Genomic DNA, 23,177 nt, shown 5'->3' with positions numbered 1-23,177 from the left:
TTCGGGGAGTGGTGGGGGCGACGCGGGCGGCGGGGCGCTCAGCCCATGAAATGGCCGCCGTCGACCACGAGTTGCTGACCGGTGACGTACCGGCTGTGGTCGCCGACCAGGTACTCCAGGGCGTCGGCGATGTCCTCCGGGGTGCCGGTGCGGCCCTGTGGGATGGTGGCCAGCACCTCCTGGAGCCGTTGCGGATCGTCGAGGCCGTAGCGCTCGACGACCTCGCGGGTGTCGGTGAAGCCGGGCAGCAGTGCGTTGACCCGGACGTGGGGGGCGAGTTCGAGCGCGAGGCACTTGGTGAGCTGGAGCAGGCCGGCTTTGGCCGCGCAGTAGTTCGCGCCCGATGTGCGGGGCCTGATGGCCGTGGTGGCCGCGATGTTGACGATGACGCCGTGCCGGGCCTCCACCATGGCCGGGGCCAGCGCACGGGTGAGGTGGAAGGGACCGGAGAGGTTGGTCGCCAGGACCTCGTCCCAGTCCTGTTCGGACATCGTCAGGAACGGCCGGTCCCGGTTGATGCCGGCGTTGTTGACCAGCACGGCGGGAGGCCCGTACCGGTCGAGGACCCGGGCAGCTGCCGTGCGGACCTCCGCGGGGCGGGACAGGTCGGCGCGCAGGGCGACGAGATGGCCGCCGCCGGCGTGCTCCGCCTCGGCGGCCGCCTTGCCGTCGCCCCGGTACAGGGCGACGACCCGGTGTCCGAGGGCGATGAGCCGTCGGCTGAAGGCGGCGCCGATGCCCCGTGTGCCGCCGGTGACCACCGCGAGCGGCCTCGCGTGTGCCCTCGCCGTCACACCCGGGTCCCGTCGGCCGGCACGTCTCCGCGCAGCAGCCCGAATCCGTCGGGCACGTCGGCGGGGTCGCCGCCGCGCTGCACGATGCGGTTGTCGCCGTCGACGAAGACGACGCTCGGGACGAAGGTACGCGCCTGGGCGTCGGCCATGTCCGCGTAGGAGATGATGATCACGCGGTCGCCGGGGCTGATCAGCCGGGCGGCGGCGCCGTTGATACCGATGACACCCGAGCCGGCGGGGCCCTCGATGACGTACGTGGACAGGCGGTTGCCGTTCTCGATGTCGACGATGTCGATCTTCTCGCCGGGCAGCAGGTCGGCGGCCGCCATGAGGTCGGTGTCGATCGTCAGGGATCCCACATAGTGCAGGTCCGCCTGGGTGACGGTGGCACGGTGGATCTTGGATTTCATCATGGTGCGCTGCATGGGTGTGTCCTTTTCTCGTGCGGGACGGTCGTGCGGGATGGTCTGCGGGATGAAGGGAGGAGCAGTCGGGTCGTGCGGTCAGGCTTCGGCGGGCCAGGCGGCGAACCGGCGCCGTCCGTAGAGCAGGGGGGCGCGGTCGGTGGTCCGTATCTCGCTGCGCAGGACGTCGCCGACGACGATGGTGTGGTCGCCGCACGGGTGCAGCGCGGCGACGCGGCACTCGGCGATCGCGTGGGCGTCGTCGCCGAGCACCGGCAGCCCGGTGGCCGTGCCGGACCGCCAGGACACCTCGCCGAACCGGTCCGCGGTGCGACTGGTGAACACCTCCGCCGCGCCGCGTCCGTCCGCGTGCAGCAGGTTGACGACGAACGCGCCGCGCGCGGTGAGCACCGGGAGGGTGCGCCCGCTGTGGGCCGCGCACACCAGCAGGCGGGGCGGATCCAGCGACACCGAGCACAGCGCGGTGCAGGTGAACCCGTACGGCACGCCGTCCTCGTCGGCGGAGGTGATGACGGCCACCCCGCCGGGATGTGAGGCCATCAGCGCGCGGAAGTCGGCCGGGGTCAGCGCGGTGCCGTCCGCCACCGGCGTCACCATGCGAAGGCCCGGGCGTCGTAGAGGTTGACGCCGACGGCCGCCTTGCCGAGGTACTCCAGGCAGTCGAGCGGTTTGGCCGGCATCACGGAGGCGAAGGAGAGCTCCCGGACCAGCCGCTCCAGTGGCTGGGAGCGGCTGACCGCGGCGGAGCCGCACAGCCGGGTGGCGTCCTGGGCCAGTTGCGGCCCGACCTCGCCGATCAGGTACTTGGCCGCGTGCACCAGGGCGTTGGCCTCGATGCTGCCGCGCTCGCGGTCCACATGCTCACCGGCCTCGTGGACGAGCGCGCGGGCCGCCCGCAGCCGTACCGACATGCGGCCCAGTTCCTGCTGGACCGCGGGCGACTCGGCGCGCGAGGGCGAGGCCGTCAGGCACCGGACGGTGTAGTCGAAGACGGCCTCGGCGATGCCCAGGTAGGCGGCGGTGTAGCCGGCCACCATCCAGTGGGGTTCGCGCACCACCTTGAACAGGGACATGCCCTCGACGCCCAGGTACAGCCGGGAGCGCGGGACGACGACGTCGGTGAGGGTCATCGGCGCGGTGCTCGTCCCGTACATCGCCGACAGGCTGTGCACCTGCCCGAAACCGACGCCCGGGTCGTCGGCGGCGACGACGAAGTGTGACACCTCCGCCGTGTCCTCGGGTCCTTCGGCGGCGGCCGCCACCACGTAGTAGTCGGCGACACCCGCCAGGGAGACGAACGACTTCGCCCCGTTGAGGACGTAGTGCTCGCCGTCGTCCGTGGGCCGGTAGCGGGTGGTCATGCCGCGCAGCCGCGCTCCGCGGCCGGTCTCGGAGGTGGCGGACGCGAAGAGTTTGCGGCCGTGCACCACCTCGTGCTGCATCCAGGTGCGGAACCTGTCGGCGGCGGGCGGCAGCGGGGTGCCCGCCGAGTCGGCGAGCGCGCCGAGCACGACGTGGTGCATGTTGAACCCGACGGCGGCGGCGCCGTTGTACGACCCCAGCGTGGCCAGGAGCCTCCAGTAGGCGCCGAAGCCCAGGCCGAGGCCGCCCGCCTCCCGCGGGACCAGGGCGCCCAGCAGCCCCGACTCGCGCAGGACGGCGTAGGGCAGGGACAGGTCGGCCCGCCCGGCGTCGATGTCGGCGGCCAGCGGGGCCAGGGCCTCGCCGGCCTCGGCGGCCCGCTTGAGGACGTCGTCCGGATGGATCGGTGTCATCGTTCTCCTCGGATCAGTTCTCGACGGGCAGCCCGAGCTGGCGGGCGACGCCCACCCTCAGCAGGTCGTTGGGTCCCGCGTAGGTGAGGGCGGCCAGCGGGCTGAGGGGGTCGGCCGTGAGGCCGGTGTCCGGCAGGAAGGCGCGGACACCCGCCAGTGCGGTGGCGTGCTCGGTCATCCGCACGTAGTCCTCGGCCACCGAGATCTTCGTCAGGGCCGCCTCGGCGGCCAGCTGCCGTGCGGTGGTCCCGGTGTCGAGGGCGGCGGCCAGCGCGTAGAGCTGGAGCCGCGAGCGGTGCAGCGCCATCGCCATGTCGCTGACGCGGGCGGCCACCTGGTGGCTGGCTCCCATCCGGCGGCCGAAGTGCTCGCGTTCACGGGCCCACGTCACCGTGCGGTCCAGCAGCGACCGCATCGGCCCCAGCGCGTATCCGAGGATCAGGGCGCGTTCCCAGGCGGTGGTGGCCGCCATGATGCCGAGTCCGGAGCCCTCCTGCCCGATGACGGCCGAGGCCGGCAGCCGGGCGCCGTCGAACAGCAACTCACCCATGGGCGCCGTGGACAGGGCCGTCTTGTCGAAGGTCTCCCCTCGCGACACGCCCCGGGCGTCCAGCGGCACGAGGAAGGCGGTCAGGCTGAAGGGGGTACGTCCCGCCCCGGTGCGTGCGAAGACGATGGCGAGGTCGGCGACCGGCGCGGCCGTGACGAAGGCCTTCCCGCCGGTGAGGACGTAGCCGTCCCCGTCCCGTTCGGCGTGGCTGGCCATGGACAGGGGGTCGCTGCCGCCCGAGCGCTCGGTCAGCGCGTGGCACAGCAGCGTACAGCCCTCCTCGACGGAGTCCGTGAGGTCCCGGTCCCGCGTCACGAGGGCGGTGTGCAGGGGGTGTTGCATGCCGAAGAGCTGCGACGTCAGCGCGTAGCACATGCCGGGGTCCACTCCGGCGAGACCGATGCCCTCGATCGCCGCGAGGCCGCGCGTGACCGGTCCGGGCCCGTCCGGGCCTCCGCCGGTGCGGCGCAGCACCCCGAGCCCGGCCAGCGTGCGCCACTGCGTACGGAAGTCGTCCCCGGCGGCCTTGTCCGTCACCGCGGCGGCCCGTTCGCGGTACTCGTCGACGACGCGCTCGGCCGCTGCCGGGGCACAGCGCAGCAGCCGGGTCAGGGCGTCGCTCATGCCCGCGCTCCGCGCGGTGCGCCGCTCACTACCGCCCAGAGAGCCGCGGGGGTACGGAAGTTGGCGGCGACGATCTCGGTCTCGGGCAGTTCGATGCCGGCCTGCTTGTCGAGCGCCGCGACGATCTCCATGATCGCCAGTGAGTCGAGCAGCCCCCTCTCCAGCAGCGGTGTGTCGGGGGCCAGGAGCTCCGGCTCCTCGCCGCGCGCCCAGGTGATCTTGCTCTGGATGAGGGCGCAGAGGTCTTCGACGCTGTGGATCGTGGTCATGACGGGTTCTCCTGGTGAGGGATGAGAGGGGTGGCGGTGACACCGTCGGCGAGCGCGCGGCGGTCGACCTTGCCGCTGACGGTGACGGGCAGGGAGGGCACCGGCACGACCCGGTCGGGGAGCATGCGGTGCGGCAGTACGGCGCGCAGCCCGGCGAGCAACTCCCGTTCGCTCGCGCTGGTCTGGGCGTAGACCCAGATCTGCCCGGCTTCTGCGCCGGCCTTGGCGACGGCCGCGGCCGTGGCGATCTGCGGCAGTTCGAGTGCGGCGCTCTCGATGTCGAGCAGGTCGATGCGATGGCCCCGGCGCTTGACCTGGTGGTCGCGGCGACCGCGCAGGAAGACCCGGCCGTCGGCGGTGATCCGGCCCAGGTCGCCGCTGGCGTAGGCGCGACGCACGACACCGTCGCGGAAGGCCACCCGGACGGTCGGGTCGGTGAGCCGGCCGTCGCGCAGATAGCCCTGGAAGACGGTCGGTCCGGCGATGTGGATCTCGCCCTCCCCGTCGGTGGGGCGGCCATCGGTGTCCAGCACCTCGATGTGCACACCGCCGATGCCCCGGCCGATGGTCAGCTCCTGGTCGGCCGTCCAGTCGCGGGGCACCCGGTGGAAGGTGCAGGCGTTGGTCTCGGTGGGTCCGTAGAGGTTGTAGAAGGGCCGGTCGCCCAGCAGTCGGAGGTACTGCTCCAGCAGGTGCGGGGCGAAGGGTTCTCCGCCGAAGGCCGCGATGCGCAGGGTGGGGGGCAGCGCGTCGGCGATCCCGCCCTGCTGGAGCAGGTTGTGGTACAGCGAGGGCACCGCCATGAACGCGGTGATCCGCTGCTCGTTCAGCCAGGTGACGACGTCCCGGGGGAAGGAGCGCAGCATGTCGGGCAGGAGCACGACGCACGCTCCGGCCGCGGCGGCGCTGTACAGGTCGAAGGTGGTCAGGTCGAAGGTGAGCGCGGCCTGTGAGCCGATGCGGTCGTCGGGCGTGAGTCCGAACTCGTCGGCCGCCCACAGCGCGTAGTGGACGACGTTCTGGTGGGACAGCAGCACCCCCTTCGGCCAGCCCGTGCTGCCGGAGGTGAAGAGGATGTAGCCGCCGCGGTCGACGGGCGAAGGCAGGGGCGCGGGCCGCTCGACCGGGGTGAGGACCTCGAGGGCGGCGAGGCCATGGCCGAAGTCCCGCTCCCGGTGGCCGTCCTGGCCGCCGCCGGGAAGGGATTCCCGCGTCCCGGTGCCGCGGGCCTCGGCCGCGGCCCGGGCGGCGGCCGTCCGGTACCGCTCCGTGGTGATCAGCAGGGAGATGCCCGCGTTGCGGAGCATCCGGGCCGTGCGCAGCGCGGGATCGGCGACGTCGAGCGGGGCGACCACCGCGCCGGCGCGCAGAGCCGCGTAGAGCGCGACGACGGTCGCCGGGGTCTTGGGCGCGTAGACGCCGACGCGTTGTCCGGGCCGCATGCCGAAGGCCGCGAACTCCGCGGCGAGTGCGGCCACGGCCTGCTCCAGTTCGGCGTACGTCCAGCTCGCGCCCTGTCCGACGAGGGCGGGCCGGTCCGGGTGGCGCCGGGCGGCATCGGCGAGCAGGTCGTCCAGCCGTGGCGTACCGGGGTGTGCGGTCATCGGGCGCCTCCGGTGGCGGGCGCGCCCGGCGCGTGCTCGGCGAGGAACGCGGTGACGGCGTCGATGACGACGTCGGGGCAGACCAGGTGCGGGTAGTGGTCCACTCCTTCGGGCACCACACGCCGCACGGGACCGCGTACCGCCCGCTGGAGCGCGTCGAGCTGGCCCAGCGTGCCGTACTCGTCGCGGTCGCCCTGGATCATGAGGACCGGCGCGGTGACGTCGAGGTCGTGCTCGATGGACCAGGTCCGGAAGTCGTCGGACAGCCAGAGGTCGCTCCAGTCGGTGAACACGCGGCGCGGGTCGTCGTGCACCAGGGCGAGCTTCCGGTACAGGGGCCCGGCCTCGTAGGCGGCGCGGGCGGCCTCGATCCCCTTGCGGTTGGCCTCCTCGAAGTACAGGTGCGGTCCCATGACGACCACGGCCTCGGCCGGCCGGACCGACGCGTACAGCAGCGCGGCGGAGCCGCCGTCGCTGTGCCCGATCAGGACCGGGTCGTGGAGGTCGAGCAGGTCGAGCAGGTCGGGCAGCACCTGCTGCCCCAGGTGGTGCATGTAGCGCGGGGTGAGCGGGAGCCGGGTGGGGCCGGAGCCGCCGTTGCCGGGACGTGAGTAGACCAGCGCGCGGCGTCCGGTGGCCGCGGCGACGGCCGCGGGGAAGCGGCCCCAGGCGGCGACACAGCCGAGGCCGCCGTGCAGGAAGACGAGCGGCGCACGGGACGGGTCGCCGTCGATGAGGACGTGTTCGATCGGACCGTGTCGGGTGTCTGCTACCGGCACATCAATTCCTTCGACAAGAAGAGGGTGTCCGCCCGGTTTTCGGCATGCCGAATTGCTCGGCAAGCGTTTCCCCAATAAAAAGGGCACACCGGATCACCGGGCAGGGAAGTGCTGAATCGAGCGCTACTCGATTCAGTGTTCAACGAACGCGGGGCGCGCGAGAGGCGCGAAATTGCCCCGGTCGGCGCGCATGCGCCGAAACGTGCGCTACCTGCGCACTTCTCCGCTCAAGAGGCCTCGGACCGACCGCGGGACGCCGGGCGCGCGATGGGGTGATGACCAAGCGTAAGGAATAGACAAAACAGTGACCCCCGTCTCAGTACTTCAAATGCCGACGCCACCGTAGTGGCGCCACCAGAAACACTAGATGTGGCACGCACGGATGAGAAATAGCTGTACCGGATCACCTATGCTCTGCAGGCATGGACGTAGATCTTCGCCACTTGCGGTACTTCCTCGCCGTCGCCGAGGACGGCGGATTCAGCGCTGCGGGCCGCAGGCTCCATGTGGCCCAGCCGACCCTGACCCGCTGCATCCGATCCCTGGAGGACGCGCTGGGCGTCCGGCTCTTCGACCGGACGACGCGAAGAACACAACTCACGGCCAAGGGGCGCCAGCTCCACGACGAACTGGTCCCGCTGCTGCGCACGCTGCAGGCGACCCTCGACGGCATACGGGCGGGCGAGCAGCTGCGGCTGGGCTTCAGCTGGGGGCTGCCCGACGGCCTGTCCCAGCTGGCGGCCGGCTTCGCCGAGGAGGCCGGCGTCCGGGTCGAGTACGTCCGCTGCGACACGCCGCTGGCCGGGCTGGACACCGGAGCGGCGGATCTGGCGCTGCTGCGGGGCGAGTCCCTGCCGGGGCATCTGCGCGGCGTCTTCCTCTACGAGGAGACGCGCGTGGCGGCGGTGCCCGCGCACTGGTCGCTGGCCGAGCGGGACGAGCTCGCCTGGCAGGAGTTGGCCGACTGGCCGCTGATCGTCAACACCGTCAGCGGCGTGACGTTTCCCCATATGTGGCCCGCCGAGCGGCGCCCGGTGGTGGGTGCGGAGTGCTCCAACTACGACGAGTGGCTGGAGAAGGTGGCGGCGGGCCTCGGTGTGGGGACCGCGCCCGAGGACTCCACGCGCCGCTACCGCCATCCCGCCGTACGGTTCGTCCCGCTGCGCGACGCCCCCACCGTCCGTCTGCATCTGGCCTGTCCCGCCCACGGCTCCCACCCCCAGGCGGCCAGATTCGCGGAGGCCGTGTGGGCCGATGCGAGGCTGGGCCGGCTCTCCCGGGGCGGTTCGGGGCCCCAGCCGGCCGGCGCCGGGCGCGTGACGGTGAGCGGCGCCCGGCCCTGACGGCCGCGTTTCGGACCCGGGAGCGTCGATGGGTTGCCTCCGGTTCCTCTCGGCCACCTGTGCGACGGGCGGGTCCCGTGGCACACTGCCCGCAGACTTCGGCGCGTAGGGGAGGGCGTGGCGTGAGTGAGCGGCGTGCTGCGCCCACCGTGGGCCAGGTGGTGCTCGGCAAGCGGTTGCAGGAGCTGCGGGAGGCGGCCGGGCTCAGCCGGGAGGAGGCCGCCCGGGTGCTGCGGGTGGCCTCGGCGACCGTACGGCGGATGGAGATGGCCGAGGTCGCGCTGAAGATCCCCTACGTGCAGGTGCTGCTGTCCACCTACGGGGTGTCCGAGGAGGAGGCGGCCACCTTCGTGCGGCTGGCGGAGGAGGCGAACCGGCCGGGGTGGTGGCAGCGGTTCCACGACGTGCTGCCCGAGTGGTTCAGCCTGTACGTGAGCCTGGAGGGCGCGGCCCGCATCATCCGCTCCTACGAGCCGCACTTCGTGCCCGGCCTGCTGCAGACCGAGGCGTATGCGCGCGCGGTGATGGAGGCGGGGACGATCGGGCAGGCCGGTCCCGAGACGATCGAGCGGCATGTGTCGCTGCGCATGGAGCGGCAGCGGCTGCTGGAGCGGGACGACCCGCCGCACCTGTGGGTGATCGTGGACGAGACGGTGCTCCGGCGTCCGGTGAGCACGCGTCCCGAGGTGATGCGCGAGCAACTGGACAAGCTGCTGGAGTACGCCGCGCGGGACCGGGTCACGCTGCAGCTCGCGGAGTTCGCGGCGGGCCCGCACCCCGGGACGTACGCACCGTTCACCCTCTTCCGGTTCGCCGAACCCGAGCTGCCGGACATGGTCTTCACCGAGTACCTGACCGGCGCCCTCTACCTGGACTCGCGCCGCGAGGTCGCCGCGCACCTGGAGGTCCTGGACCACATGACGGCCCGAGCGGCCTCCGCCCAGCGCACCGAGAAGATCCTGCGCGAGTACCGCGAGAACTTCTGACCGCGCCGCACGGGCACGGCAGGCGGACACCCAGCGCCGCGACGCCGGACCGGACGGGAGACGCGGGCACGCCCCGAAGTCGGACAGGCACGACCGGCGGACACCCAGCGCCGCGACACCGGACCGGACGGGAGACGCGGGCACACACCGAAGTCGGACAGGCACGACCGGCGGACACCCAGCGCCGCGACACCGGACCGGAACGGGAGACGCGGGCACGCCCCGAAGTCGGACAGGCACGACCGGCGGACACCCAGCGCCGCGACGCCGGGCCGGGCGGGAGGCGCGGCACGCCCGGCGTCGGACGGGCGCGGCAGGCGGACACCCGCGCCACCGGGCCGGACGGCCAAGGCCCACGTGGCGTCGGCGTTGTCGGGGGCTAGGCGGCGCCGCCCCTCTCTTCCCGGTCCTCGTCGACGATTTCCGCGTCGACGACGCCCTCCTCCTCCGACCGGGGCTGGTCGGAGGTGGCGTCGGCGCCGTCGGGTGCCGAGGGCTGGGCCTGGGCGTACATGGCCTGGCCCATCTTCTGGCTGACCGTGGCGAGCTTCTCCACCGCGGCGCGCAGAGCAGCCGTCTCCGCGTTCTGCTCCAGCAGGGCCTTCAGCTCCCCGGCCGCCGCCTCCACCTCGGTGCGGGTCTCGGCAGGCACACGGTCCTGGTTGTCGCTGAGGAACTTCTCGGTCTGGTACACGAGTTGCTCGGCCTGGTTGCGGGTCTCCGCGGCCTCCCGGCGCTTGCGGTCCTCCTCGGCGTACTGCTCGGCCTCGCGCATCATGCGGTCGATGTCGTCCTTGGGCAGCGCGGAGCCGCCGGTCACCGTCATCTTCTGCTCGCGGCCCGTCGCCAGGTCCTTCGCCGAGACGTGCATGATCCCGTTGGCGTCGATGTCGAACGCCACCTCGATCTGCGGCACCCCGCGCGGGGCGGGCGGCAGGCCGGTGAGGTCGAAGACGCCGAGCTTCTTGTTGTAGGCGGCGATCTCCCGTTCGCCCTGGTACACCTGGATGCCCACCGAGGGCTGGTTGTCGGTGGCGGTGGTGAAGATCTCCGAACGGCGCGTCGGAATCGTCGTGTTGCGCTCGATCAGCTTCGTCATGATGCCGCCCTTGGTCTCGATGCCCAGGGACAGCGGGGTGACGTCCAGCAGCAGGACGTCCTTGACGTCGCCGCGCAGCACACCGGCCTGCAGCGCCGCGCCGACGGCGACCACCTCGTCGGGGTTGACGCCCTTGTGCGGCTCCTTGCCGGTGAGTTCCTTGACCAGCTCGGTGACGGCGGGCATCCGGGTGGAGCCGCCGACCAGGATGACGTGGTCGATCGCGGAGAGCTGCACCCCCGCGTCCTTCACCGCCTGATGGAAGGGTTTGCGGCAGCGGTCGAGCAGGTCGGCCGTCAGCTCCTGGAACTGCGCGCGGGTCAGCTTCTCGTCGAGGTGCAGCGGGCCCTCGGCGGAGGCGGTGATGTAGGGCAGGTTGATCGTGGTCTCCGAGGAGGAGGACAGTTCGATCTTGGCCCGCTCGGCGGCCTCCCGCAGCCGCTGCACGGCCATCTTGTCGCCGCTGAGATCGATGCCGTACTGCCCCTTGAACCGCTTCGCCAGGTGGTCCACGACCCGCTGGTCCCAGTCGTCGCCGCCGAGATGCGTGTCGCCGTTGGTGGCCTTCACCTCGATGACGCCGTCGCCGATCTCCAGCAGCGACACGTCGAAGGTGCCGCCGCCGAGGTCGAAGACGAGGACCGTCTGCTCCTCGCCGCGGTCCAGGCCGTAGGCGAGGGCGGCGGCCGTCGGCTCATTGATGATCCGCAGCACCTTCAGCCCGGCGATCTCCCCGGCCTCCTTGGTGGCCTGCCGCTGGGTGTCGTCGAAGTACGCCGGTACGGTGATCACGGCGTCCGTGACGTCCTCGCCCAGGTAGGCCTCCGCGTCCCGCTTCAGCTTCTGCAGCACCCGGGCCGACAGCTCCTGCGCGCGCAGGCGGGTGCCGTCGACCGACCCGTGCTCGGGGAAGCGCCAGTCCGGATCGCCCATGTGCCGCTTCACCGAGCGCGCGGTGCGGTCCACGTTGGTCACGGCCTGCCGTTTGGCGACCTCGCCGACCAGCACCTCGCCGTTCTTCGCGAACGCCACCACCGAGGGTGTGGTGCGCGCACCCTCCGCGTTGGCGACCACGGTGGGCTCGCCGCCCTCCAGGACGGCCACCACCGAGTTCGTCGTCCCGAGATCGATCCCGACCGCACGTGCCATGGTCCGTCCCCTTTCCGCAGGGCGTCTGCCGCCCTCCCAGCACACAACGTGCGTACGGCGCTGTCACCTACCCGGGTTCCCCGGAAAACGGCGGTGCCGCGCCCCGGGACGGGAACGCGGCACCGGTAGTGCGCGGCCTGCTCAGGCGAGCTCGGCCGTCAGCGTGATCGTCGTGCCGGTCAGGGCCTGGCTGACCGGGCAGTTCTTCTTGGCGTCCTCCGCCGCCGAGCGGAAGGCGTCCGCGTCCAGGCCGGGCACCTCGCCGCGGACGGTGAGGTGGATGCCGGTGATGCCCTCGCCGGGCTGGAAGGTGACGTCGGCCTTGGTCTCCAGGCGGGTGGGCGGAGTCCCGGCGCCGGCCAGGCCGTGCGAGAGGGCCATGGAGAAGCAGCTGGAGTGGGCGGCGGCGATCAGCTCCTCGGGGCTGGTCTTGCCGTTCGCCTGCTCGGCGCGCGACGGCCACGACACCGGCTGCTGGCCGATGCCGGAGGAGTCGAAGGTGACGACGCCGTTGCCCTCGAGCAGGTTGCCTTCCCAGACGGTGTGTGCGGTGCGCGTGGTTGCCACGGCTGTTCCTTTCACGTGGGGTCCGAGTGTTCGGGTTCCGCGTCCCATCCGATCACATCCGGGCGCACCGCACCTTCAAGACCGCGCCACGCGAGGTGAACGCAAGGTGTCCGCCCCGGGAAACCCGACAGGCGCACAGCTCGGGAGGGGCGGTCCGACCTGTCAGGCGGCTCGCTCCCCCTCGCTCCCGCCCTCCCCCTCGCTCTCGCTCTCGCCCTCGCCCGCTCCCTTCGCCAGCGGCGCCGTGAGCGGCACCTGGGGCCCGTGCAGTTCGTCCAGCCAGCGGCGCAGGGTCTGGTGGACCTGTTCGGCGCCGGTCGGTTCCCCGGCGGCCCCGGCCGGCGGGGGCAGGGCGAGCGGGGAGAGCAGGAAAGGGTGGGACTGGGCGCCGCCGAGGCCGCCGTGGGAGCCGATCTGCTCCTCGAAGGCGAGGACTTCGCCGTCGGCGGGGTCGTGGAAGGAGTTGACCATGATGTCGGCGGTGTGCGGGAAGGAGTGCGTGCGGCGGACCGCGTCGGCGGCCCCGGGGCCGAAGCGGGCCAGCGGACCCGGCTCCTCGTCCAGCCGGGCCAGCGGTATCTCGGTGCCGTAGGGGCCGAGCACCACGCCGTCGTGCTCCTCGCTGCGCACCAGCAGGAAGCCGATGCCGGGGTGGTTGGCGAGGGTGGTGAGCAGTGCGGGGTGGCGGGCGTCGATCTCCTCCTTGCTCATGCGGTGGTGCACGTCCGGGAAGGAGACGAGGCCGAGGTTGCCGGAGGCCAGCACGATCGGCTCCGAGTGGCGCGGTGGGCCCTCCTCGACGGGCCGGCCCAGCGCCGCCCGGACCGCCGCGCGGGCCTCGGCGCCGCTCCGGGTGCGCTCGGCCCGACGGGGCACCGGCAGTCCGCAGCCGGCCCGGACGAGGTCGGCGAGGGTGAGGCCGTACCGGGCGCGGAAGGTCTCTCCGGGGCTCTGGCCGTGGTCGGACAGGACGACGAGGTGGTACGGGCGCGGGGCGTGCTCGGCGGCCTTCTCGATCAGGGCGAGCGACCGGTCGAGGCGCTGCAGCACCTTCTCGGCGTCCCGGCTGTGCGGTCCGGAGTGGTGGGCGACCTCGTCGTAGGCGACGAGATCGGCGTAGACGACGGTGCGGCCGGCGAGCAGGTCGCCCATCACCGCGGCGACGACGACGTCCCGTTCGACGACGGTGGCGAAGGCGCGCACGAACGGGTAGAGGCCGCCCCGGCTCACCCGGGGGCGCTGTCTGCGCAGCCGGGCGCGGGTGGACTGGCCGATCTCGCGGACGACCTCGGCGACGAAGGACAGCGCGGTGCGCACCGCGTTGGCGGGGTCGGAGAAGTAGGCGAAGTAGCCGGCCCGGGAGCGGTTCTCGCGGCCCCGGCGGCGGGTGGCGATGGACAGCACGAGGGCCTGTTCGCCGGCACCGCCGCTGAACAGGTTGCCCCGGCTGGCGCCGTCGACGGCGAGCAGTCCGCCGTGGCCCGTGTGCGCGGTGGCGCGGCGCTGCAGTTCGGCGGCGCTCGTCGGCCGGTTGGACACCATCACCTCGCCCCGGTCCTTCTCGTACCAGCGGAAGGCGGGCACGTCGAAGGTGCTGCCGTGCAGGATGCCGAGCTGGCTGGCGCCGGTCTGGCTGGACCAGTCGGTGCGCCAGGGGGTGAGGCGGTGGGTCGGCCGCATGCCGTCGGCCGTGGCCAGCCGGCGGGCGACGGTCGGCATCAGTCCCTTGCGGACGGCGGCGGTGAGGACGTCGTGGCCCACGCCGTCCAACTGGACGCAGACCAGGCCGGGGGTAGCCGGACAGGGCGGTGTGGATCTGCGGCGGCGGTCGGCGAGGCGGAGCAGGCGGCGGCGGTAGGCGTCGTCGTCGCGGACGGCGAGGGTGGCGCCGGTGGCCGAGGCGACGGCGGACATCACGGCGGCCACGATGACCGCGGTCTCCGGGGCGGCCTCCGGGCGGCCGGAGGGGTTGACGCGCAGGGCGAGAAGCAGCAGGGAGCCGTTGAGGAAGAAGACCAGCAGGCCGAGGACGAGGGCGGGGACGAGCAGCATCAGCCGTACGAGAACCGGCCACACCACGGCCGACAGCACACCGAAGGCGCCGGCGCCCCAGGCCGCGGTCATGGCGATGCGGGTGGCACTGTCGCCGTCGGGGGACTGGAGCCTGAAGTCGGGCAGGATTCCGGCGAGTACGAGCATGGTGACCGTGGAGACCGCCCACACGGTGACGCTCCGCCCCACCTGGCTGGCCACCCGCCGCCACCGCACGTCCACCACGCCCCGCCACCTCACGTCCCGGCCCGCACACCTCGTGGGCCGCCTCTCACCTTGTCACACCGCTGCTCCGGCACGGTGCGGGCGGGCGGTGCCCGACCGCGCGCGTGGTGCCCACCGACGGGCCGGTGGTGCCTCACCGGGCGTACCGCTGATGCCCGACCGCCCGCGCCGGTGGTGCCGGACCCGTGGCACCCGGCCCGCCGTGGACCGTCAGCGGCCGTCGTAGCCCGCGGTCGGCATCGACAGGCGGCGGTGGATGCGGGCCTTCATCTGCGCGTCGTACGCCGGCTCGGCCCTCCCCACCGTCTCCACCCGCACCCCGCGCCGCGCGCACTCGGCGGTGAACCCCTCCACCGAGGACAGGGCGCGCTCGAGCACCCGCATGCTGGGGGCCACGAACACGTCGACGCCGGGCCGCACTCCGTCCCACAGCGCGCAATGGTCGAAACGCAGACCGCCGACGAGAAGTTCCCGCGCGACGACGTAGCCGCGCTCGGCCGCCCACTTCGCGCACATGGCGTGCTGGCTGCGGGAGTCCACCAGGAAGGGGTCGGCCTCCAGCTCCTCCAGAGGTGTCAGGCTCGCGATGGCGGTCACTCGCACCGGCGCGGCCCCACCGGAGGCACCCCGCAGCTGTCCCATGGCGTCCCCCTCACCTCCGGGTTTCGCCGCCGACCCTACTCCTGCCCGTAGGCTTCGGGGGAGTCGCGTGAAGGAGGCGAAGAAGTGCCGGTGGAGATCACCTGGTGGGGGCACGCCACCTGCACGCTCCAAGATTCGAACATACGCGTGCTGACCGACCCTCTGTTCGCCCGCAGGCTCGCTCATCTGCGCCGCCGGCGGGGCGCGGTACCCCCTCCCGAGGCGCACCGCGCGGACGTGGCGCTCGTCTCGCATCTGCACGCCGACCATCTGCATCTGCCGTCCCTGAGCGCCCTGCCCCCGGGCACGCGCCTGCTCGTGCCCCGGGGCGCACCCCGGGCGGTGCCCGGACTGCGCCGGCTGCGGCACCTGCGGATCACCGAGGTGGCCCCCGGGGACGAGACACGGATCGGGGACCTCACCGTCCGGGCCGTGCCCGCGCTGCACGACGGGCGGCGGCTGCCGGTCGGCCCGCACCGCTCCCCCGCGCTCGGGTACGTCGTCCGGGGCGAGGCGCGCACCTACTTCGCCGGGGACACCGGCCTGTTCGACGACATGGCCGAGCGGGTCGGGCCGGTGGACGCGGCGCTGCTGCCGGTCGGCGGCTGGGGGCCGTACCTCGGGGAAGGCCATCTGGACGCCGGGCGCGCGGCCCTGGCGCTGGCCCGGCTGGCGCCGCGCATGGCGGTGCCGGTGCACTACGGGACGTACTGGCCGATCGGCATGGACGGCGTACGCCCCCACGAATTCCACGCGCCCGGCGACGACTTCGTCCGGCTGGCGGCGACGGCCGCACCGCGGGTGGCCGTGCACCGGCTCGGGCACGGGGAGAGCGTACGGCTGGAGGTCGCGCGGTGAGATGGCTGCCGGGTGCGGTGACCCTGGCCGCCGCGTCGGCGCGCAGTGTGTCGCCGGAGTCCACGCAGCAGGCGCTCGGGTACCCCTCGCTGTTCCTCCTCGTGCTGATCGGGGCGCTGGTGCCGGTGGTGCCGACCGGGGCGCTGGTCAGTTCGGCGGCGGTGGTGGCGTTCCATCAGACGGCGCCGTTCTCGCTGGCGCTGGTCTTCGTGACGGCGTCGGTGGCGGCCTTCCTCGGGGACGCGGCGCTGTACTGGCTGGGACGGCGCGGGCTGCGCTCGACGAACGGCTCGCGCTGGCTGGAGGCGATCCGCTCCCGGGCGCCGGAGGAACGGCTGGAGCAGGCGCAGGAGAAGCTGGCCGAGCACGGGGTCGCCGTGCTGGTGCTGTCGCGGCTGATCCCCGCGGGGCGGATACCGGTGATGCTGGCGTGTCTGCTGGCCGAGTGGCCGCTGCGGCGGTTCTCCCGGGGGAACCTGCCGGCGTGCCTGGCGTGGGCGGTGACGTATCAGGTGATCGGGATTCTGGGGGGTTCGTTGTTCCCCGAGCCGTGGGAGGGGGTGCTGGCGGCGGTGACGTTGACGGTGCTGGTGAGTGTGGCGCCCGGCGTCGTGCGGCGCCTTCGGGGGGTTGCGCGGTAGCGCCCTCGCCGGTCCGGTTGTTCGCGCGCCCCGCGCCCCTGGGATGGGTTCAGTCCAGCACCCGGGAGGCTCCCACCGGCAGATCCCACAGGTCTTCTCTGGCCAGGCCCGCCTTCTCCCAGGCCGTGCGGACCCGGGTCAGGGGCTCCAGGACCGGTTCTGCCGAGAGGACGAAGGTGCCCCAGTGCATCGGGGCCATTCTGCGGGCCCCCAGGTCGAGGGTGGCCTGGACCGCCTCTTCGGGGTCGCAGTGGACGTCGCTGAGCCACCAGCGGGGGTCGTAGGCGCCGATGGGCATGAGGGCGAGGTCGATGCCGGGGTAGCGGCGGCCGATGCGGGAGAACCAGTGGCCGTAGCCGGTGTCGCCGGCGAAGTAGAGGCGCTGTCCGTCGGGGGTCGTGAGGACCCAACCGCCCCAGAGACTGTGGCAGGTGTCGGTGAGGGTGCGCTTGGACCAGTGGTGGGCCGGTACGAAGTCGAAGCGCACGCCGGCCAGTTCGGCGCCCTCCCACCAGTCCAGCTCGGTGATGCGGGTGAACCGGCGCCGCCGGAACCAGCGGCCGAGACCGGCCGGCACGAACACCGGGGTGTCGCGCGGCAGTCGGCGCAGTGTGGGGGCGTCCAGGTGGTCGTAGTGGTTGTGGCTGATGACGACCGCGTCGACGCGCGGCAGGGTCTCCCAGGGGACGCCGACGGGCGTGACACGGGCCGGGGTGCCCAGGATGCGGCGGGACCAGACCGGGTCGGTCAGCACGGTCAGGCCGCCGGCCCGGACCACCCAACTGGCGTGTCCCGCCCAGGTGACGGCGAGGGTGCGGGTGCCGACGCGGGGCAGCGGGGCCGGCTCGTACGGCAGCCGGGGGATGTCGGCGAGACCTTCGGGGCCGGGGCGTACGGCGCCCTCGCGGGCGAAGCGGGCGAGGGCCTTGAGGCCGGGCAGGGGCGCGGTGAGCCGGTCGTGGAACGTCCGCGGCCACACCCGGTGTTCGCCCAGCGGGCGGGGCTCGGCCAGCGGCGGGAAGGGAACCGCGAGGGGGCCGGGGGACGCGGGGGCGCCGTCCGGACCGCTCGCCGCGGTGGTCGTGGTGGTCGTGGAGGTGGGGGTGGTCGTCGCGGTGGCCGACCCGGGCTCATGCGTCTGCTGCGTCATCGAGGGGGCTCCCGTCGCTGAGCGTCGTCGCGGAGATCGTCGAAGACCGACCTCAAGGACATCAACGCGCGTTGCACCTGTGGCAGTTCCAACGGTGCGGGTGACGTGAGGCATTCCGTGCGCTCCTCGTCCGTTCCCCCCAGCAGGGGTCCCGTGGACAGCCGTACGCGCAGCGCCTCCAGGTCGTCGCCGAAGCGGTGCCCGCCGGGCGCGGGCATGCCGAGCCGGACGCCGAGGAGTTCCTCCAGTTCCTGTGCGTCGCCGACACCCCGCGCGGCCAGCGCTTCGCGCAACGGGCCGAGGTCGGCGTACAGATGGCGGCCGGCCTGCGGAGGCCGGGCGAGCGCGCCGGCGCCGACGACGGCGCCGTGCATCTCGGCGGCCACGCGCGCGTGCAGGCGCACGGCGGCCTCGCGGCGTTCGGTGACGGGCTCGGGTTCGTCCAGCGCGTACCCGGCCGCGGCGGCCACCGGAGCGGCGATACGGGCGCCGAGCGCGGTCAGGATGTCGAGCACGCGCGCGTGCAGCCGCTCCCCCGTCCCGCCGGAGGGGAAGCGGGCGACGGCGGCGGGCCAGCCGGCCGGGAGCAGGGCGCCGGCCAGGTCGGTGACGACGGTGACCCGGTCGGGCAGCATCTCTGCGGGGCTCAGCAGCACGGTCTCGTGCGGGTCGTGCACGGTGTCGCGCCAGGTCTCGTCGCTCACCAGGTGCAGGCCCTCGCCGGTGGCCGCCTCGACGGTCTCGTGCAGCAGTTCGGGCGGGGCGACGGTGGCGGTGGGGTCGTCGGCGACGGACAGCACCAGCAACCGGGGGTCACCGCCCTCGGCGCGGACCCGGCGCACGGTCTCCAGCAGGGCGTAGGGGTCGGGGACGCCGCCGCTCTCGGCCTGGGTCGGCACATGGAAGACGGGTCTGCCGAGCACCCGGGCGTACGGCGCCCACCAGGCGGCGCACGGGCGGGGCACCAGCACGTCGCCGCCGTCCGTGGCGAGCGCGGCCGTCAGGGCGAGCAGCAGGGCGGGGGCGCCGGGGCCCGCGGCCACCCGATCGGGGGCGCAGGGCAGTCCGCGCCGGGTCCAGTAGCCGCAGGCCGCCTCCAGCAGGGCGGGGGCTCCGCCGACGGGCTGGGCCTCGGCTCGGCTCGCGGCGGCGGCCAGGTGGGCGGCGAGTTCCGGAAGGACGGGGAGGCCGTCACCGGGCAGGGGCGGCCCGTAGCGGACGGGGCCGTGGCCCTCCGGGTCCGTCCGCCGCATGTCCGCCTCCGCGCAGTCCGTGGTGCCGTGTGCTGTTCCGTCTGGTGGTGCTCTCCTGGTCGGCTGCTCCCGGGTGCCGGCTGCGTGGCTGGTGCGTACGGTGCCCGTCTGTGAGGCCCTTGGGATGGTGTGTACCCGCCGGACGGCCCGCCATGGCCGGTGATCGGAGTTGTGCCGGTCACAGCCGGGCCGGCCGCCGTGTCAGACGCGCACCGGTCTGCGGGGCCGGCGGCCGTACAGCCGGTAGGCGGCGCCTGCGCAGGCCGCGGCGATCAGGGCACCGCCGATGATCAGCGCGGGAACCGAGTCGGTGAAGGTGCCGCCCTGCCCGGCGGGCACCGCGCCCTGAACGGACGGCGGCCTGCAGTCGCCGTCGTCCCCGGACTCACGGCAGGCGTGCCCGCCGGAGCAGGACGCGCCGTGCGCCTTGTCGCACTCCTGTCCGGACCCGTGGCATTGCCCACCGTCCCGGCACTCGTGCCCCTGACCCTGCCCCGGCGTCTGCCCCTGCGCCTGGCCCTGGGCTTGCCCCTGCCCCTGCTGCTTCCCGGGCTCCTTCCCCTGCCCCTGCCCCTGCTGGGGTGGCTGCCCCTGCTGGGGCGCCTGCCCCTGGGGTGCCTGCCCTTGCCCCGAAGCCTGCCCCTGTGCCTGCCCCTGCTGCGGCGCCTGCCCCTGCCCCTGCCCCTGCCCGGTGTGCTGTCCCTGCCCCGGCGGCTCCTGTGACGGCCCCGGCAACTGCCCCTCCCCTGCCAACGCCTCATCCGCGGACTCCGGCACCTGGCCGGTCTCCTCCCCCACCCCGGGCGGATCCTCCGGCGGTACCTGCCCCTGGTCCAGCTCCTGCCCTTGATCCAGGTCCTGCCCCGGGTCCAGGTCCTGCCCCGGGTCCAGACCCTGTCCCTGGTCCAGCTCCTGCTCCTGCTCCTGTCCATCGCCGCACGCCGGCCCCTCGGAGCCGTCGGGGGACGCCGGCAGCGCGCCGGTGAGGGCGTCGCAGGACCCGGGCACGAGTGCGGTGCCACCCGGGTCGACGGCGTACCCACCGGTCCCGGCCGCGGGGTCGGCGGACGCGGCGGGCCCGGATATGACGAGCGCGGCCACGGCCAGAACGGCTACGGGCAGGACGCGAACGGTGCGACACATGGCTCGGGCTCCTCGGCGGTACGACGGGCGATGACGGTCGGCGGAACGGAGTCGACGGCCGGTCGGCGGTCGGCCTCGGCGGGTCGGCGGTCGGCGGACACGACGCGTGCCCTTGCGCCCATCACAGCCCGCCCCGCCCCGTGCCGCGCGCGGCCGGGACCCATTCGCGGGACGGGGGCCGCCGCGCGGGTGAACCTTGGCCGAAAGGGGCGGCGGGGGCGCGGAGACGGGGCCCCCGCAGGTTTTCGGTCCGGTCCGCCGGTCACTCGGTAGGCGCTGACCGGATCGCCCGCTTCCTACTGCACCGGGGAGGTCTCTTCCATGAGCCAAAAGGTCTCCGACCAGATTCTTGAGCGCCTGCGCGCCTGGGGTGTCGAACAGGTCTTCGGCTACCCCGGGGACGGCATCAACGGGCTGCTCGCGGCCTGGGGACGGGCCGAGGACGAGCCGCGCTTCATCCAGTCCCGGCACGAGGAGATGTCCGCCTTCGAGGCGGTCGGCTACGCCAAGTTCAGCGGCAGGCTCGGCGTCTGTGCGGCGACCTCGGGACCCGGCGCGATCCACCTGCTCAACGGCCTGTACGACGCCAAGCTGGACCATGTGCCGGTGCTGGCGATCGTCGGCCAGACCAACCGCACCGCGATGGGCGGGTCGTACCAGCAGGAGGTCGACCTGCACACCCTGTACAAGGACGTCGCCTCCGACTTCGTCGAGACGGTGATGGTGCCGGAGCAGCTGCCGAACGTGCTGGACCGGGCCATCCGCACCGCCTACGCCCGGCGCGCCCCCACCGCGCTGATCATCCCCGCGGATGTGCAGGAGCTGGACTACTCGGCGCCGACGCACGACTTCAAGATGGTGCCCTCCAGCCTGGGCATGAGCGATTACACGGCGACCCCGACGGACGAGGCGCTGCGCCGGGCCGCGGACGTGCTGAACGCGGGCGAGAAGCCGGCCATTCTCATCGGGCAGGGCGCGGCCGGAGCCGTCGTGGAGGTGCAGGAGATCGCCGAGCTGCTCGGCGCGGGCGTCGCGAAGGCGCTGCTCGGCAAGGACGTGCTGAGCGACGAGCTGCCCTATGTCACCGGGCCGATCGGGCTGCTGGGCAGCAGGCCGTCGTACGAGCTGATGCGGGACTGCGACACGCTGCTGACGATCGGCTCCTCGTTCCCGTACACGCAGTTCATGCCGGAGTTCGGCAAGGCGCGCGGGGTGCAGATCGACATCGACCCGCACATGGTCGGCATGCGCTACCCGTACGAGGTGAACCTGGTCGGCGACGCGAAGGCGACCCTGCAGCGGCTGATCCCGCTGCTGCGGACCGACCGCGGCGGGCGCGAGTGGTACGACACCGTGTGCGCCAACGTGAAGCGCTGGCACCAGACGATGGAGCGGCGGGCCGGGCTCACCGCCGACCCGATCAACCCGGAGTACGTGGCCCGGGCCCTGGATCCGCTGCTGCCGGACAACGCGATCCTGACCTCGGACTCCGGTTCGGTGGCGAACTGGTACGCGCGGCACATCACCATGCGCCCGGGCATGCGCGGTTCGCTGTCGGGCACGCTGGCGACGATGGGCCCGGGCGTGCCGTACGCGATCGGTGCGAAGTTCGCGCATCCGGACCGGCCGGTGATCGCGCTGGTCGGGGACGGCGCGATGCAGATGAACGGGCTGGCGGAGATGATCACCGCCGCCAAGTACCGGGACCGCTGGTCGGATCCGCGGCTGGTGGTCGCCGTGTGGAACAACCAGGACCTGAACCAGGTGACCTGGGAGATGCGCGCGATGGAGGGCGCCCCGCAGTTCCTGCCGTCGCAGCAGATCCCGGACGTGCAGTACGCGGCGTTCGCGCGCTCCCTCGGCCTGACCGGCATCAGGGTGGAGAAGCCCGAGGACGTCGAGGCGGGCTGGCGGGCGGCCCTGGAAGCCGACGGGCCGGCCGTGATCGAGTTCCTCACCGACCCCGCCGTACCGCCGATCCCGCCGCACGCGAGCTGGGAGCAGATGGAGGCGACGGCCGCGTCGATCCTCAAGGGCGACTCCGACCGCGCTTCGATGATCAAGCAGGGGCTGAAGGCGAAGGTGCAGGAGTTCCTGCCGGGACGCGACAAGGAGTAGCCGACGAGCAGCCGAACGGCCGGTTTCCGCCCCCATCCGGTGTCGCCGCTCGGCCGCCGGGTACGCGGGGCGGACCTTCGACCCTCTGGAGGGAGACATGCAGCGAGGCAGTGACCGGCTGAACGTCCACCGGGACGACGAGATGAAGCACGAGCTGAAGAGCCTGCTCCGGTCGGGGCACCCGACGCGCGTGGAGGAGTGGCACGACCCCGAGCCGGCCGCCGACGACGACCCGGAGGTTTCCAGCGGTCCAGTGGGCGGTCTGGGATCCCCGGCGTCGCTGGAGCGGGTGCGGACGGAGCTGGCCCGGCACCTGAGCCGGCACAGCTTCCCCGCGAAGGCGAACGAGCTGGCCCGCACCCTGCGGCGCGGCAACGCGCCCGGGGCGCTGATCGACGCGGTGGCCGACCTGCCGCACGGCAACCGCTACGACACCCTGCAGCAGCTCGCCGAGGACCTGGCGGGCGGCGCATGAGCCGAGACCAGGCCGCGGAGGTCGCCGCGAGTGGCGCCACCGTCGACGTCGGTGACGCCACCACGCGGTTTCTGCTGTACGGCCTGCTGCCCGGCTGGTTCCTGCCGGGTCTGGCCGACTGGGCGATGCACCGGCGTACCCGCATCGAGGACACCTCGGGGACGCGGGAGTCCCTGATCCATGCGCTGATGATGGCCGAGGTCGGGCTTCCGATCGCGCTGACGCTGCGCTACCGGGTCAACCCGCTGCTGCTGAGCGTGCAGCTGGGCGCGGCGGCGGTGCACGAGGCGACCGCGCTGTGGGACGTCCGCACGGCCGTGCACAGCGACCGCGAGGTCAAGCCGATCGAGCAGCACATCCACAGCTTTCTGGAGTCGCTGCCGTTCGGCGGGCTGGTGTCGCTGATGTGTCTGCACGCCGACCAGGTCACGTCGCTGCTGCGCGGCGGGCGCGGCGATCCGGACGCCTGGCGTCTGGTACGGCGCCCGCGCCCGCTGTCGGCCGGCTACCTGGCGGGCATCGGCCTGGTGATCGGCGCGTGCGTGCTGCTGCCGTACGGCGAGGAGCTGGTGCGGTGCCGGCGCGCGGCCGGGGCGCGCAGGCGACGCGCCCGGGCCGCCGAGAAGGCCGGTGCGGGCACTGCGAAAGGAGAGTGA

Annotated in this window: 22 protein-coding genes; 7 read left to right on the top strand and 15 right to left on the bottom strand. The window is 73.3% G+C overall.

Annotated features, from left to right (window positions below; all coding sequences use genetic code 11):
- Window positions 1-38: 38 nt before the first annotated feature.
- The 8 genes from ACZ404_RS16035 to ACZ404_RS16000 all read right to left on the bottom strand — a co-directional run bounded on the left by ACZ404_RS16035 (window position 39) and on the right by ACZ404_RS16000 (window position 6,820).
- The gene (locus ACZ404_RS16035) at window positions 39-794 is read right to left on the bottom strand and encodes an SDR family NAD(P)-dependent oxidoreductase (RefSeq protein WP_468440138.1); all 756 of its coding nucleotides are present in this window, start codon (window positions 792-794) and stop codon (window positions 39-41) included.
- Window positions 791-1,219 (bottom strand): aspartate 1-decarboxylase, encoded by a 429-nt coding sequence (panD, locus tag ACZ404_RS16030; protein ID WP_468440136.1) that lies wholly within the window; start codon window positions 1,217-1,219, stop codon window positions 791-793. The genes ACZ404_RS16035 and panD overlap by 4 nt, the downstream gene beginning before the upstream one ends.
- A 78-nt stretch (window positions 1,220-1,297) precedes the next feature.
- Complete coding sequence (locus ACZ404_RS16025) at window positions 1,298-1,804, bottom strand: flavin reductase family protein (protein ID WP_468440134.1); 507 nt, start codon at window positions 1,802-1,804, stop codon at window positions 1,298-1,300.
- Between the two features lie 5 nt (window positions 1,805-1,809).
- Window positions 1,810-2,994, bottom strand: coding sequence for an acyl-CoA dehydrogenase family protein (locus ACZ404_RS16020; protein ID WP_468440132.1), 1,185 nt, complete (start codon window positions 2,992-2,994; stop codon window positions 1,810-1,812).
- A gap of 13 nt (window positions 2,995-3,007) precedes the next feature.
- On the bottom strand, window positions 3,008-4,168 hold the full coding sequence (locus tag ACZ404_RS16015) for an acyl-CoA dehydrogenase family protein (RefSeq protein ID WP_468440130.1): 1,161 nt from the start codon (window positions 4,166-4,168) through the stop codon (window positions 3,008-3,010).
- Window positions 4,165-4,437, bottom strand: a complete 273-nt coding sequence (locus ACZ404_RS16010; RefSeq protein WP_468440128.1) for an acyl carrier protein — start codon at window positions 4,435-4,437, stop codon at window positions 4,165-4,167. Before ACZ404_RS16010 ends, ACZ404_RS16015 begins: the two co-directional genes overlap by 4 nt.
- A complete protein-coding gene (locus ACZ404_RS16005) occupies window positions 4,434-6,041 on the bottom strand; it encodes an amino acid adenylation domain-containing protein (protein WP_468440126.1) in 1,608 nt (535 codons plus the stop codon). Before ACZ404_RS16005 ends, ACZ404_RS16010 begins: the two co-directional genes overlap by 4 nt.
- A complete protein-coding gene (locus tag ACZ404_RS16000; RefSeq protein WP_468440125.1) occupies window positions 6,038-6,820 on the bottom strand; it encodes an alpha/beta fold hydrolase in 783 nt (260 codons plus the stop codon). Before ACZ404_RS16000 ends, ACZ404_RS16005 begins: the two co-directional genes overlap by 4 nt.
- A 422-nt stretch (window positions 6,821-7,242) precedes the next feature.
- Between ACZ404_RS16000 and ACZ404_RS15995 the strand changes: the two genes are divergently transcribed.
- Window positions 7,243-8,163 carry a LysR family transcriptional regulator gene (locus ACZ404_RS15995; RefSeq protein WP_468440123.1) on the top strand — a complete coding sequence of 307 codons (921 nt, stop codon included), beginning with the start codon at window positions 7,243-7,245 and terminating at the stop codon, window positions 8,161-8,163.
- 122 nt (window positions 8,164-8,285) lie between these two features.
- Window positions 8,286-9,149: a helix-turn-helix domain-containing protein gene (locus tag ACZ404_RS15990; protein WP_468440121.1), complete on the top strand. Its 864-nt coding sequence runs from the start codon at window positions 8,286-8,288 to the stop codon at window positions 9,147-9,149.
- 379 nt (window positions 9,150-9,528) lie between these two features.
- Here the strand turns inward: ACZ404_RS15990 and dnaK are convergent, their stop codons facing one another.
- From dnaK to ACZ404_RS15970, 4 genes are all read right to left on the bottom strand, one after another.
- On the bottom strand, window positions 9,529-11,397 hold the full coding sequence (dnaK, locus tag ACZ404_RS15985) for a molecular chaperone DnaK (RefSeq protein ID WP_468440119.1): 1,869 nt from the start codon (window positions 11,395-11,397) through the stop codon (window positions 9,529-9,531).
- A gap of 141 nt (window positions 11,398-11,538) precedes the next feature.
- Window positions 11,539-11,964 carry an OsmC family protein gene (locus tag ACZ404_RS15980; protein ID WP_468440117.1) on the bottom strand — a complete coding sequence of 142 codons (426 nt, stop codon included), beginning with the start codon at window positions 11,962-11,964 and terminating at the stop codon, window positions 11,539-11,541.
- A gap of 162 nt (window positions 11,965-12,126) precedes the next feature.
- The gene (locus ACZ404_RS15975) at window positions 12,127-14,241 is read right to left on the bottom strand and encodes a phage holin family protein (RefSeq protein ID WP_468440115.1); all 2,115 of its coding nucleotides are present in this window, start codon (window positions 14,239-14,241) and stop codon (window positions 12,127-12,129) included.
- A 210-nt stretch (window positions 14,242-14,451) separates the two neighbouring features.
- Window positions 14,452-14,883 (bottom strand): hypothetical protein, encoded by a 432-nt coding sequence (locus ACZ404_RS15970; protein ID WP_468440113.1) that lies wholly within the window; start codon window positions 14,881-14,883, stop codon window positions 14,452-14,454.
- 84 nt (window positions 14,884-14,967) lie between these two features.
- On the opposite strand from ACZ404_RS15970, the gene ACZ404_RS15965 reads away from it, so the two are divergent.
- Entirely contained in the window at window positions 14,968-15,741 is a 774-nt protein-coding gene (locus tag ACZ404_RS15965) for an MBL fold metallo-hydrolase (protein ID WP_468440111.1), read from the top strand.
- Window positions 15,738-16,382 carry a DedA family protein gene (locus ACZ404_RS15960; protein ID WP_468440109.1) on the top strand — a complete coding sequence of 215 codons (645 nt, stop codon included), beginning with the start codon at window positions 15,738-15,740 and terminating at the stop codon, window positions 16,380-16,382. The genes ACZ404_RS15965 and ACZ404_RS15960 overlap by 4 nt, the downstream gene beginning before the upstream one ends.
- A gap of 49 nt (window positions 16,383-16,431) precedes the next feature.
- On the opposite strand, the gene ACZ404_RS15955 is transcribed toward ACZ404_RS15960, so the two are convergent.
- The 3 genes from ACZ404_RS15955 to ACZ404_RS15945 form a co-directional block, all read right to left on the bottom strand.
- Window positions 16,432-17,532, bottom strand: a complete 1,101-nt coding sequence (locus ACZ404_RS15955; RefSeq protein ID WP_468440107.1) for an MBL fold metallo-hydrolase — start codon at window positions 17,530-17,532, stop codon at window positions 16,432-16,434.
- The gene (locus ACZ404_RS15950; protein ID WP_468440105.1) at window positions 17,529-18,785 is read right to left on the bottom strand and encodes an aminotransferase class I/II-fold pyridoxal phosphate-dependent enzyme; all 1,257 of its coding nucleotides are present in this window, start codon (window positions 18,783-18,785) and stop codon (window positions 17,529-17,531) included. The genes ACZ404_RS15955 and ACZ404_RS15950 overlap by 4 nt, the downstream gene beginning before the upstream one ends.
- 201 nt (window positions 18,786-18,986) lie before the next feature.
- A complete protein-coding gene (locus ACZ404_RS15945; protein ID WP_468440103.1) occupies window positions 18,987-19,928 on the bottom strand; it encodes a hypothetical protein in 942 nt (313 codons plus the stop codon).
- A gap of 321 nt (window positions 19,929-20,249) precedes the next feature.
- Here ACZ404_RS15945 and ACZ404_RS15940 point away from each other — a divergent pair, with 321 nt between their 5' ends.
- The 3 genes from ACZ404_RS15940 to ACZ404_RS15930 all read left to right on the top strand — a co-directional run bounded on the left by ACZ404_RS15940 (window position 20,250) and on the right by ACZ404_RS15930 (window position 23,177).
- Window positions 20,250-22,046 (top strand): thiamine pyrophosphate-requiring protein, encoded by a 1,797-nt coding sequence (locus ACZ404_RS15940; RefSeq protein ID WP_468440101.1) that lies wholly within the window; start codon window positions 20,250-20,252, stop codon window positions 22,044-22,046.
- 97 nt (window positions 22,047-22,143) lie between these two features.
- Window positions 22,144-22,521, top strand: coding sequence for a DUF2795 domain-containing protein (locus tag ACZ404_RS15935; RefSeq protein WP_468440099.1), 378 nt, complete (start codon window positions 22,144-22,146; stop codon window positions 22,519-22,521).
- A complete protein-coding gene (locus ACZ404_RS15930) occupies window positions 22,518-23,177 on the top strand; it encodes a diguanylate cyclase (RefSeq protein WP_468440097.1) in 660 nt (219 codons plus the stop codon). The genes ACZ404_RS15935 and ACZ404_RS15930 overlap by 4 nt, the downstream gene beginning before the upstream one ends.

The sequence above is a fragment of the Streptomyces sp. NPDC030798 genome, assembly GCF_055572275.1.
The sequence above is the reverse complement of the archived record's forward strand: the minus strand, read 5'-3'. Positions and strand labels throughout refer to the sequence as shown.